Source organism: Mycobacterium angelicum, assembly GCF_002086155.1.
GTDB classification, from domain to species: Bacteria; Actinomycetota; Actinomycetes; order Mycobacteriales; family Mycobacteriaceae; genus Mycobacterium; species Mycobacterium angelicum.
Genome location: NZ_MVHE01000103.1, coordinates 1 through 11,717 on the forward strand (window position 1 = coordinate 1; position 11,717 = coordinate 11,717).

Here is an 11,717-nt window from a genome sequence, read left to right on the forward strand (position 1 = left end):
CCCCCGCCGCCTCCCCCGCCGCCACTGCCGCCGCTGGCGTTGCCGTAACCGAAGGTGTACTGGATCGACCGCATGATCGTCTGGGGAAAGTCCCGCGGCCAGAGCGCGTATGCGGCCAGATTGGAGGCAATGACACCGCCCACGGCGATGCCGGCCCAGCGCCATTGCCGAGCCGCGAACAACACCGCTCCCAACACCGCGAACTGTGGCTTTACCAGCGCGGCCAGGATCACCATGACTACGACGAGCCCCCACTGCCGCCGGCACAGTGCCACCAGGAAGACAAGCGCAACCGGTACGACGAACCCGGCCGAGTTGCCACGGTCGATGACCATCCACGCCGGTATGGCTACGACTCCCAACGCCAGGAAGACCACGATCTTTTCCAGCCCACGCGCGCCGCGAGCAGCCCACACGGCTGGACTGAGGACGGCGATCGTCAGCGCGAGCTGGTAACCGATCAACCCGAGTCGGGGGGCGCCCAGCCATTTCCCCAGCAGTCCGAACACGACCTGCGGCACCATTCCGGCTGCCGGGTAGTTGCTATACCCATACGTGAGGCCAGAGGGCAGGTATACCGGGTATGCATCCCAGGGATCGGGGCGCAGGCCGAAGCTCACCACCATCGTGTAATCGCTGAAGCAGTGCCGGCCCCACTTGGTATTCCAATCGATGTAGCAGTCGTCCGGGACGAACACCAGCGAAGAAAGCACGTCGATCGACAGGTATTGGGTCAGCACAAAACCCGTCACCGCCGAGACTGCCGTCAAGATGAGCACCGTGCCGAGCAGGATGGTGCGCTCGGATTGGCCGGCGACCGCCGCGACCTGTTCGTTGACCGTCGACTTTGCGCCCCGTAGTAGCTCTACGGGTCCTTTCACCGCATGCCCCCCGTTCTGCAGAAACGGTGCCGGAGGCGCGCCCAGCACAGCCGCCCGGCAGTTTACCAATAGCATTTCTTACGACCGAGATTGAAAGCCGTTGCCAACGTAAAGGGGACGCGATGAGCCATCACACCTACCGCGTGATCGAAATTGTCGGTACCTCGCCCGACGGAATCGACGCGGCCATCCGCAGTGGCCTGGATCGAGCCGCCGAGACGATGCGCAACCTCGACTGGTTCGAGGTCGAGTCGATCCGGGGGCACCTGGCCGACGGTGCCGTCGCGCACTTCCAGGTGACGATGAAAGTCGGCTTCCGCCTGGAAGATTCGTAGAACTAACCCGCTACGGCACCCCGCTCGGAGAATGGGGAGCCGAATTCGGTTATGGGCTCGAAACCGCGCCTGCGGGCCCGTCCGACGCCTTGGCGGATGAGGTTGCCCAGCGTTGCCACCCCGGCGTGGTCTAGCACGAGGAATGGCGTCAGCAGCCGGTTGTGCACGTAGGCGAACGCCATTCCCGTCTGCGGGTCGGCCCAGCCGACCGAGCCGCCCATCCCGACGTGGCCAAAGCCCGGCATCACGTTGCCGAACGGTACGCAGTGGTATCCGAGGTGAAATGACAACGGCATTAATATGTTTCGGTCCATTCTCAGGTTTCGCCGGCCGGTGAGCCCCTCGACGATTCCGTGCGACAAGAATCGGGTGCCGTCAATCTCGCCGCGATTGGCGATCGCACCGTACATGCGCGCCAGGGCGCGCGCGGTCACCACTCCGTTGGCGGCCGGCATCTCGGCGTCCAGCAGCGGTATCTCTCCCCGCACGGCCGCCATGACGCCCCGGAAGTACATGGAGCGGAATCCGCCGGACAACTGATCGGCGACTTTGTATGCCGCGTAGTTGAGCACCGGGTTTCCCGTGATGTTCTGCGGCATGATGATCTGGGCGACGTGGGTGGCCGCTTCGGCGGGGGGCCGGCCCAGATGCATCCCGTCGGTGCCCAACGGCTCGGCGAGTTCCTCGCGGATCAGCGCACGCATCCCTTTTCCGGTCACCGATCGAGCCAGTCCCGACATCAGCCAGCCGAACGTCAACGCGTGATAGGCAGGTTTGCCCAGCAGTCGCCCAGGAGACGCCGCAGCCAGCCGATCTTCCATTTCGATGTGGTCCAGCAAGTCTTTTTGGCTGGCGCCGCGCAAGCCCGACAGCCCGGCATGGTGCCGCATGACCTCCCGAACGGTGAGGTCATGCTTGCCGTTGGCGCCGAACTCATGCCAGTACTCGGCAACTGGGGCGTCGTAGTCGATCAGCCCCCGGTCGACGAGCCGGTGAATCACCGTCGCGGCCATGCCCTTAGTTGCCGAGAACACCATCGGTGCAGCATCGGCAGACCACGGCACTTTGCCGCGCCGGTCCGCCCAACCGGTCCACACGTCGACGACGGGTTGACCGTCGAGATAAACCGCCAGTGCACCGCCGCCAAACCGGCGGCCGGGGAACATCTTGGCGAAGGCACGAACGACGCAAGCAAAATTTGAGTCCGCCGCGCCGGACACACGAGCACCTGCGTCAGGGGCCTCGTGGTAGGGGACCGCGCGTCGATCGACTCCGATGTCAACCTTCACGAGTTTGAATTTACTTCGACTTCACACGTGTCGAATGGCAAACAAAGATAATTTACCTTTCCGTTAGGAAGAGGCGAGGTCGAGTATTTGCTGAGCCGCCATCGCCGGCGTCAGGTCCCCGGCCCGAACCTGGCGCTCCAGCTCGGCGCGCGCCTTGCGCACCGCCGGGTTGGTCAGTACCCGGTCCAGGACCGCGTCCCGGACCATCTGCCAGGTCCAGTCCACTTGCTGATCCCGGCGACGGGCTTCCAACTCCCCGGCCTCGGTAAGCACCTGACGGTGCCGTTCGATGGTTTCCCACAGCTCGGTGAGGCCGCTGCCTTCCACCGCGCTCATCGTGAGAACCGGTGGCCGCCAAAGTGTTTCGCGTGGATGAATCAGCTTGATCGCCGACGACAGCTCCCGAGCCGCTACCCGCGCGTCGCGCAGGTGCTCACCGTCGGCCTTGTTGACCACCACGACGTCGGCCAGCTCCAGCACGCCCTTCTTGATGCCCTGCAACTGATCGCCGGCACGTGCCAGAGTCAACAGCACGAAGGTGTCGACCATATTGGCCACCGCTACCTCGGACTGCCCCACGCCGACGGTTTCGATCAGAATCACGTCAAAACCCGCCGCCTCCAACAGGACAACGGTTTCCCGGGTGGCCTTTGCCACGCCGCCCAGCGTCCCCGACGTCGGTGACGGGCGGATGTAGGCGTCCGGGTGTACTGCCAGCCGTGCCATCCGGGTCTTGTCCCCCAGAATCGAGCCACCACTGCGGGTCGACGACGGATCGACCGCGAGCACCGCCACCCGGTGTCCCCGCTCGATCAGGTACATGCCGAGCGCCTCGATGGTGGTGGACTTGCCGACGCCGGGAACCCCGGTGATCCCCACGCGATGGGCATTGCCGGAATCTGGCAGCAGCGCCAGCAGTAGCTGTTGCGCCTGCTCACGATGGTCGGGACGGGTGGACTCGAGCAGTGTGATGGCTCGCGGCAGGGCCGCACGGTCGCCGCCACGCACGGCAGCCGCCAATTGCTCGGCCGCGTCATTGTTTTGGGAAGCCATTCAGCCCTCACCAAGCGTGCCGAGCGTAACGCCAGGGCCAAAAAGTAGGGCGAGTTTGGCGATGGCGTTACGCTCGCGACGCAAGATCCCAGCCATTTAGCCCAGCGTGTACCCCAGCCGCTCGGCAAGCTTGTTCAGCAAGCCGATCGCGGCGTCGGCGATGACCGTTCCCGGGGGGAAGATCGCGGCGGCTCCAGCCGCGTACAGCTCGTCGAAGTCGCCGGGCGGGATCACGCCGCCGACCACGATCATGATGTCGGGGCGGCCAACCTCGGCCAGCGCATCGCGCAGCGCCGGAACCAGCGTGAGATGACCCGCTGCCAGCGATGACACGCCGATCACGTGCACGTCGTTGTCGGCGGCCTGACGGGCCACCTCCTCGGGCGTGGAGAACAGCGATCCCACGTCGACGTCGAATCCGATGTCGGCGAACGCCGTCGCGATCACCTTCTGGCCGCGATCGTGACCGTCCTGGCCCATCTTGGCTACCAGGATCCGCGGCCGGCGGCCGTCGGCCTCGGCAAACTTCTCCACGAGCTCGGTGGCGTTAGCTATGTTCGGAGCCTTTCCGACTTCGTCACGGTAGACCCCGGCGATAGTACGGATCTCGGCCTTGTGGCGTCCGTAGACCTTCTCCAGCGCATCCGAGATCTCGCCCACCGTGGCCTTGACCCGCGCCGCGTTGATGGCCAGTGCCAACAGATTGTTGCCCAGTCCGTCTTCCCCGGCACGACCGCGCGCGGCAGCGGCACGGCTGAGTTCGGCCAGGGCGGCGTCGACCTCGGACTGGTCCCTCGTTTCGCGCAGCTCTTTGAGTTTGGCGAGCTGTTCGGCACGAACCCGGCTGTTCTCGACCTTGAGCACCTCGATCTCGTGGTCCTCATCCACTTGGTACTTGTTGACCCCGATAACCGGCTGCTGACCGGAGTCGATGCGGGCCTGGGTGCGCGCGGCGGCCTCCTCGATGCGCAGCTTGGGGATGCCGTCGCTGATGGCCTGTGCCATGCCGCCGTGTTCGGCGACCTCGGCGATGTGTGCCCGGGCGCGCTGGGCGAGCTGATGGGTCAGCCACTCCACGTAGTACGAGCCCGCCCATGGGTCGATCGGGCGCGTGGTGCCCGATTCCTGCTGCAACACCAGTTGGGTATTGCGCGCGATGCGGGCGGAGAAGTCGGTGGGCAGCGCCAGTGCCTCGTCGAGTGCGTTGGTGTGCAGCGACTGGGTGTGCCCCTGGGTGGCGGCCATCGCCTCGATGCAGGTGCGTGCGACGTTGTTGAACGCGTCCTGGGCGGTCAGCGACCAGCCTGAGGTCTGCGAATGTGTGCGCAGGGAAAGCGATTTCGCGCTCTTGGGATCGAATTGCGCCACCAGCTCACTCCACAGCAGCCGCCCGGCCCGCAGTTTGGCGACTTCCATGAAGAAGTTCATCCCGATGCCCCAGAAGAAGGACAGCCGCGGCGCGAACTTGTCGATGTCCAGATCCGCGGCCAGCCCCGCCTTGATGTACTCGACCCCGTCGGCAAGGGTGTAGGCCAACTCCAAATCGGCTGTGGCACCGGCTTCTTGGATGTGGTAGCCGGAGATCGAGATGGAATTGAACTTCGGCATCTTGGCGCTGCTGTAGGCGAAGATGTCGGAGATGATCCGCATGGACGGCTGCGGCGGATAAATGTAGGTGTTGCGCACCATGAACTCTTTGAGGATGTCGTTCTGGATGGTGCCCGCCAGCTTCTCCGGCGGCACCCCCTGCTCCTCGGCGGCCACCACATACAGCGCCAGGATGGGCAGCACGGCACCGTTCATCGTCATCGAGACGCTGACCGTCGACAGGTCGATTCCGTCGAACAACTGCCGCATGTCGAGAATGGAATCGATTGCGACACCGGCCATTCCGACGTCACCCTGGACCCGTGGATGATCGGAGTCGTAGCCGCGGTGGGTCGCCAGGTCGAAGGCCACCGACAGCCCCTTCTGGCCCGCGGCCAGGTTGCGACGGTAGAACGCGTTGGACTCCGCGGCGGTGGAGAACCCGGCGTATTGGCGGATGGTCCACGGCTGATTGACATACATCGTCGGATACGGCCCGCGTACGAACGGCGGGTCACCGGGAAAGGTGTGCAGCGGATAGCCGTCGGCCTCGGCCGCTGCGCGATCGGCGGCAATGTAGACCGGTTTGACGTCGATGCCTTCCGGCGTCTGCCACTGCAACTGGTCAGGGGTATACCAGTGCGCGGCCGCCGCGGCGGCGACGTGCTCTGCCACCGCCGCTTCGGTAGGCGGCCCGGCTCCGTGGTCGCCGTGCAGGGGGATATCGGCGAAACTGCCGAGAATGGGCGTGGTAGTCGTCATCGTGGCTACGCCCCCAATCGGGTCAGCAGGTCCGACAAGGCTTGGACCGCATCGATTTTCGCCGTCAGGAACTCGTCGGGCCGGTGATCTTGCGAGTCGCCGAGCGCTTTTTCGGGTCCCGCCAGGTATACCCACGCGATGCCTGCGTTTCGCGCCGCCTCGACGATGCGGCGGGCCTCGTCCCGGTAACGCTTGTCGGTGCCGCAGATCACCGCCGCGGCGGGCGTTCCCGCGTCGCTGACAGCCGTCGCGACCGTGTCGGCATCGACCGTTCCGGGGTTGATCGCCTCGATACCGCCTGAGGCCAGCAGGTTCGTTGCGAAGGTCGACCGGATGTTGTTTTCCGCCAGTGGTCCCAACGGCAGCAGCAGCGCCTGCGGGCGTGCACCGGTGCGGGCCAGATATACATCCGAGCGATCCCGCAGCGCTTCGAACGCCGCGGCGTCGCGGATCAGGTTTCCGGCCGTGCCCGGGGCAGGTGACGAATCCCGTTGCGGCAGTGCGGGTTCGCCCAAGTTCGGGAATTCGTTGACACCGGTGATGGCGATGCGTCGATGCGCAATGTCGTCGGTGCGGCGCGCCGCAAGCTCAGCCAGCCGGCTGGCCAGGTAACTACGGGCCTCGAGGAATCCGCCGCGCGCCTCGATTTCCTGGAAGTTGGTCCAGGCCTGCTGAGCCAGCTGTTCGGTGAGGTCCTCGACGAACCAGGAACCACCGGCGGGATCGAGCACCCTGCCGACGTGTGACTCTTCCAGGAGCAGTAGCTGGGTGTTGCGGGCGATGCGCCGGGCGAAACCGGCCGACGTGCCCGGAAAACCACCCGGAATCGCGACGTCGAACGGGAAGACCAGCACCGTGTCCGCGCCACCGACCCCGGCGCCGAAGGCCGCCAGCGTGCAGCGCAGCAGGTTCACCCACGGATCGCGCTGAGTCATCATCGGCAACGACGTCTCCGCGTGCACCGTGGCCGCGCCGCCCTCCGGGTCCCCGGCGACCTCGGCGACGCGTGCCCACAGCTGGCGCACGGCCCGCATCTTGGCCAGCGTCATGAACTGGTCGTCGTCCGCGGCCAGCCGCAGGCTGATCTGCCGCAGAGCGTCGCCGACCGACAGCCCGGAGGCGGTGAGCACCCGCAGGTAGGCCACGGCTGCGGCGATGGTGGCCGCGAGTTCCCAGGCTGCGGTCGCACCCAAGTTGTGGAAGGCGGGGCCGTCGACGGTGATCGCACGTACCCCGCGCTGGCCGGCCACCTGCTTTGCCACCGCGATGGCGTCCTCCATCGAGGCGGCCGGACGGTCGCTCAGCATCGCCGTGAGTGGGTCTGCGCCGAGGTCGACGGACAAGGTGGCGCGTTGGTCGGGTTGCACCTGCGCCACCAGCGGCAATAGCTCGTCGCAGGCCGAGCGATAGGCGGGACCGGCGTCAAGAATCAGCGGAGCCATGCTCAGATGCACACCCTCGAGCAGCTCCTTGAGCTGCTGCGGCGGCACCCCGAGCTCCCCAACCTTGATCAACAGTGCGCTGACACCGTCGCCCAGCGCTCCCAGCATCGCGGCGTTGCGCTCGCCGATCGTCTCGCCGGACCCCGGAAACGCCTCGACGACCTTCCAGCCGGAGTTGACGTCGCGCAGGGCGTCCCCGCCGCGCACGTAGGGCCACTGGCCCGGCAACGGCGGTTCAGGCAGCTCGTCCAGTGCTGTGTAGAGCGCCCGGATGGCGAATCCGTCCGGGGTCGCTGTGTCCAGCAGCTGCTCGGGTTGGTCCCCAAGCTCGCTGGGATCCTTGCGGGTGCTCTTGGCGAGAACACCGGCGACGGCAGTGCGCCAACGCCCGCGAACCTGTTTCAGGTCGGCGAGTTCGGGTACATCAATGGACACCGACGGCTCCTGTTTTCGCAGCAATTACCAACTTTGCTTGGTGTTGCTTCGGATCGCCACTTAACTAATAAGGCTAATTGATTGTGACGGCAGGCCAGACCATGAGTTCGCCCGATCGACGCCTGAGTGTGACGAAACGCCAGCCCAAGGAAACGAGATATTCACGTTCGTTCCGTAACTTAGTAGGCATGACGGCTCCCGCCATCTGCAAAACCACCGATACGGTGCGCGGAATCGCCACCGCAGTTGGTGTGGCGGCCCGCCAGTTGTCTCGGCCACGGTCTGTCGCGACCGTGGTGGGAATCACAATTTTGGTCGTCATCGTGCTGCTCGTTCCGGTGCCGACCGCGGTTCAGTTACGAGACTGGGCGGAATCGGTGGGGCCGTGGTTCCCGCTGGCATTTCTGCTGGTGCATGCCATCGCGACGGTGCTGCCGCTCCCCCGCACGGCCTTCACTCTGGCGGCGGGGCTGTTGTTCGGCCCGGCGCTGGGCATCTTGATCGCGGTCCTGGGCAGCACGGCCAGTTCGGTGATCGCGCTGTTTCTCGTGCGCGCGGCCGGCTGGCGGCTGCATGGCCTGGTCCGCCACCAGGCGGTCAGCACCGTAGACGAACGCATGCGCGAGCGTGGCTGGCCGACGGTCTTGTCGTTGCGATTGATCCCCGCGGTCCCGTTCTCGGCGATCAACTACGCAGCCGGCGCATCATCCATCCGGGTCGCGCCCTACACCCTGGCCACGGTGGCTGGCTTGCTGCCCGGTACGGCAGCGGTGGTGATCCTGGGCGACGCGCTGGCGGGTCACTCCAGCCCGCTGCTGATTCTGGTGTCGGTGTGTACCGGAGCCCTGGGATTGGCCGGCCTGTTCTACGAGATCCGCAACCACCGGCGGCAGCACGACGGCGAGGCCCGCGAGGACGTGCCGGTCCTTGAGCCTGCCGTTGCGCCTGCAGCGAGTCTGCGCTGAGCGCGCCAGATCTGACGAGATTTGACTGTGTCCGCAGGCTCGACGCCATCTATTCAGACTCGCCGATGATCAGGTTCGTTCCGCAACCTTCGCGTTGGCGCATAGCAGAACCAACCGCCCGTAAGTGCTGACTTCTGCCGGATCAAGCACATGAGTCCGTGCCGCCCGACCACCCGGCCGAACCGACACATCGAGAGAATCTCCTAGCCAACGGCCCACCAGCGTCATCGGCCCCGGGGCGAATTCGGCCCACAAGGGTGTGACCAGGGCATTTCATCAGTGCCGCATGTTCGCCGAATGCACACGCGCCACCGTTAGCCGAAAGCACCGCCGCTGCATGGCTGGTTAGCGGGTTCTTGATGCAGGAGGATGTAAATGTCGTTCTTGGTTGCGACACCTGAAATGCTTGCGGTCGCCAGCGCTGAGCTAGCCGGAATAGGCTCCGTCGTCAGCGAGGCGAATCAGGCCGCAGCGGCCTCGATAACGAGCGTGCTTGCCGCGGGTGCCGATGAAGTGTCGGCCACACTCGCAGCGGTGTTTATGGCGCACGGTCAGGCATACCAAGCGGTCAGCACTCAAGCGGAGGCATTTCACGACCAGTTTGTCCGCACCCTGGCGGCCGATGCGACCGCGTACGTCAACACCGAGTCCGCCAATGTCAGCCAAGTCCTTCTGAGCGCGGTGAACGCGCCCTCGGAAGTTCTCACGGGGCGAGCATTGATTGGCAACGGTAAAAGCGGAATGTCGCCAGGCCAGCCCGGCCGGAACGGCGGGGGGCTCTGGGGCGACGGGGGTGACGGCGCGCCCGGCGCCCCAGGACAAGCGGGCGGTCGCGGCGGAGATGCCGGGTTATTGGGCAACGGGGGAAACGGCGGAACCGGCGGTGCCGGACTTTTCGGGGGATCCGGCGGCGCAGGGGGTGCCGGCGGCTTGATCGCCGGCAATGGCGGCCACGGCGGGGCCGGTGGTGCCGGGATCAGCGGCGGGACCGGTGGTCAGGGCGGTAGCGGTGGCGCCGCGGTTGGACTGTTCGGCAACGGCGGCGACGGTGGAGTCGGCGGCATCGGCGGCGCCGGAGCCGTTGGGGTGAATCCGCCGAGCAGCCCGGCAGCCAGCGGGGCAGCCGGCGGCCAGAGTCAGCCAGTTCCATACGGAACTTCCGGCGGAACCGGCAGCGACGGCAGCACCTACGGACAAGCCGGCGGCGCGGGTGGCAGGGGCGGGGATGGTTACGGCCTGCCCAGGCCGGACCCACTCCCTAACGGACCCATCGATGGTCTGCCCGGCGGCGATGGTGGAGCCGCAGGCGATGGCGCCCTCGGTGCGCCCGGCGCCACCGGAGGAACCGGTGGCATCGGCGGTGCTGGCGGCCGCGGCGGGCTGCTGGTCGGAAACGGAGGACTCGGTGGGCGTGGCGGCGCCGGCGGCATCGGCGGCACCGGCGCTGTTGGAGGAGACGGCGGCGACGGCGGCAATGGCGGCGCGGGCGCGCAATTCGACACCGCGGGAGCTAATGGTGCAGGAGGTGCCGCCGGTGACGGTGGACAAGGCGGAGGCGGGGGTACTGGCGGGGACGGCGGCGATGGCGGCGCCGGAGGTGCAGGTGGGCTGTTCGGCCGCGCCGGCAGTGCTGGCGACGGTGGGGCCGGCGGGATCGGCGGCACAGGCGGCGCCGGCGGCGCCGCCGGCCAGCCCGGTTTGGGTGGCCATAGCGGCAACGGCATCCCCGACGGCCATCCAGGCGCTGACGCCAAAGCAGGAGGCTTCGGTCCGAACGGCACCGCCGGGCACTCCGGAATTCCTGGCTAACCCGCTCGAAAAGGCCTTAAACAGGGCATTTGCGGTTACCAACCTGGTTAGAGTTCGGCACTACTAAGCGCTCACCGGCAACGTCAGCCGGAACCGTGCGCCGCCGTCGTGCGGTAGACACTCCAGCTCGCCACCGTGTGCGCGGGCCAGCGCCCGCGCGATCGGCAAGCCCAGGCCGGCCCCGCCGTGATCGCGGGCGCGCCCGGCATCCAGGCGCACCAAGCGCTCGAAGATGCGATCGCGCTGGTCGTCGGGGACGCCGGGCCCGGTGTCGGTAACCGTGAGTTCGGCGGCTGCCCCACGCGTGCCCAGGTCGATGATTATGGATCCACTCGGCGGCGTATACCTGCGGGCATTGTCGAGCAGGTTGGACAGAATCTGGGCAACCCGGGTGGGATCGGCCACGACCGTCAGGTTGGTCAGGCCAGTTCGGGCCACGCTTAGCTGCGGTGCCAGCATGGCCGTTCGCTGCACCTCGGCGTCGACGATCGCGCCCAGGTCGGTCGGTCGAATATCCAGTGGCAGCCCCGCATCGATCCGGCTGAGATCGAGCATGTCGGCGACCAACCGTCCGGCGCGCCGGGCGTCGGATTGCAGGAGGCTGGCGCGCCGGTATTGACCACGTGCCTCGGGATCGGAATCGTGCTGACCGGCGCTCGCGGCGAGTTGTTCGGCGGCGGCCTGGATGCCGGCGATCGGCGTGCGCAACTCGTGGGCGGCGTCCACCAGGAACTGCCGGGTTGCGCTCTCGGCGCGTTGTGCGGCTTCCGCGGCCTGCTGGGCACGCAGTTCGGAGTCTTCCAGCGCGTCCAGCATTCCGTCGAAAGCTCTTGCGGCACGGCCGAGTTCGGTGTCGGTGCGATCGGGATGCAGGCGGCGGCCGCGATCGCCTGTGGTGATGTCTTGGGCCAGCGCGGTGAGCCGGTCCAATGGCCGCAGCGCGGCCCGGCTAACCGCGACCAGCAGCACTGCCGCCGCCACCAGGGTCACCAATCCCGCGGCGATCATGAGTTGCCGCAGCTGACGGGTTACCTGAGTGGTCTGTGTGGTGTCGGCGACCAGGATGACTAGGGAACCGTCCGGCAGGTGATGCACCACCGCGGTTGCTGTAGCGTCCGGCGGGAGTCCGGGCGGCGGACCCGGGGGAGGTGGCGGCGGC

9 protein-coding genes are annotated in these 11,717 nt (G+C 66.8%); 3 read left to right on the top strand and 6 right to left on the bottom strand.

Annotation, left to right across the window (positions count from 1 at the left end; translation table 11 throughout):
• The coding region (locus BST12_RS27330) for a glycosyltransferase family protein (RefSeq protein ID WP_170062216.1) at positions 1-881 on the bottom strand (881 nt) is incomplete at its 3' end.
• A gap of 122 nt (positions 882-1,003) precedes the next feature.
• Between BST12_RS27330 and BST12_RS27335 the strand changes: the two genes are divergently transcribed.
• A complete protein-coding gene (locus BST12_RS27335) occupies positions 1,004-1,216 on the top strand; it encodes a dodecin (protein ID WP_083116327.1) in 213 nt (70 codons plus the stop codon).
• Between the two features lie 2 nt (positions 1,217-1,218).
• On the opposite strand, the gene lipL is transcribed toward BST12_RS27335, so the two are convergent.
• The 4 genes from lipL to mutA form a co-directional block, all read right to left on the bottom strand.
• On the bottom strand, positions 1,219-2,505 hold the full coding sequence (gene lipL / locus BST12_RS27340; protein WP_083116328.1) for an esterase/beta-lactamase LipL: 1,287 nt from the start codon (positions 2,503-2,505) through the stop codon (positions 1,219-1,221).
• Between the two features lie 63 nt (positions 2,506-2,568).
• Positions 2,569-3,558: a methylmalonyl Co-A mutase-associated GTPase MeaB gene (gene meaB, locus BST12_RS27345; protein WP_083116329.1), complete on the bottom strand. Its 990-nt coding sequence runs from the start codon at positions 3,556-3,558 to the stop codon at positions 2,569-2,571.
• 96 nt (positions 3,559-3,654) lie between these two features.
• On the bottom strand, positions 3,655-5,907 hold the full coding sequence (gene scpA, locus BST12_RS27350) for a methylmalonyl-CoA mutase (RefSeq protein WP_083116330.1): 2,253 nt from the start codon (positions 5,905-5,907) through the stop codon (positions 3,655-3,657).
• Between the two features lie 5 nt (positions 5,908-5,912).
• Positions 5,913-7,784, bottom strand: a complete 1,872-nt coding sequence (gene mutA / locus BST12_RS27355; RefSeq protein WP_083116331.1) for a methylmalonyl-CoA mutase small subunit — start codon at positions 7,782-7,784, stop codon at positions 5,913-5,915.
• 188 nt (positions 7,785-7,972) lie between these two features.
• Here mutA and BST12_RS27360 point away from each other — a divergent pair, with 188 nt between their 5' ends.
• Positions 7,973-8,749, top strand: a complete 777-nt coding sequence (locus tag BST12_RS27360) for a TVP38/TMEM64 family protein (RefSeq protein WP_083116332.1) — start codon at positions 7,973-7,975, stop codon at positions 8,747-8,749.
• Positions 8,750-9,124: 375 nt separating this feature from the next.
• Positions 9,125-10,558 carry a PE family protein gene (locus BST12_RS34405; RefSeq protein WP_083116333.1) on the top strand — a complete coding sequence of 478 codons (1,434 nt, stop codon included), beginning with the start codon at positions 9,125-9,127 and terminating at the stop codon, positions 10,556-10,558.
• A gap of 63 nt (positions 10,559-10,621) precedes the next feature.
• On the opposite strand, the gene BST12_RS27370 is transcribed toward BST12_RS34405, so the two are convergent.
• Positions 10,622-11,717, bottom strand: a 1,096-nt coding sequence (locus tag BST12_RS27370; protein WP_083116334.1) for a HAMP domain-containing sensor histidine kinase, incomplete at its 5' end; no start/stop codon positions are given.